Annotated in this window: 1 pseudogene; it reads left to right on the top strand. The window is 62.9% G+C overall.

The window, feature by feature from the left end:
- Window positions 1-599 (top strand): annotated as a pseudogene (locus tag AC0L23_RS40025) (extracellular catalytic domain type 1 short-chain-length polyhydroxyalkanoate depolymerase); the annotation flags it as partial.

The following is a 599-nucleotide window of genomic DNA, read 5'->3' as shown; positions in this document are numbered from 1 at the left end:
ATACGTCAGCAGTTGTGGCCGTCGATCCTGATCAAGCCAGTCGTTGCAATCGGGCGGGGTCCATATACGTCCACACAAGCCACGCCTGCCAAACGACACAAAGGCCTCGCGCCCTTCGTCGGCATGAAAGATCTCTCCGGTTTCGGCATGCCAGGTCCGGTCGGGCGCGTTTTACTGTCCGAGGCGGATATTGCACCGGACCGCACAAGGTTCGTCTCTGCCACCTTCACTAACGGGGCGGGAAGCCGAACCTACAAGCTGTTCATCCCGAGCCGCGCTGATGAAGGACCGCGTCCGCTCATCGTCATGCTTCACGGCTGCGCCCAGTCACCGGACGATTTCGCCGCCGGCACGCGGATGAATTTTCTGGCGGACGAGCGGAATTGCTTCGTGGTCTATCCCGAACAGCCACGCGGAGCACACCAGGCGAAATGCTGGAACTAGTATCGTACGGGGGACCAGCAGCGGGATGGCGGCGAGCCTTCGCTGATCGCCGGCATCACCCGCCAGATCATGCGGGAGCCTATCGATCCCAAGCGCGTCTACGTCGCAGGCCTGTCGGCCGGCGGGGCCGCCGCGGCCATCATGGGTGCGACGTA

The sequence above is a fragment of the Bradyrhizobium sp. MI1.4 genome (assembly GCF_055811315.1).
The sequence above is the reverse complement of the archived record's forward strand: the minus strand, read 5'-3'. Positions and strand labels throughout refer to the sequence as shown.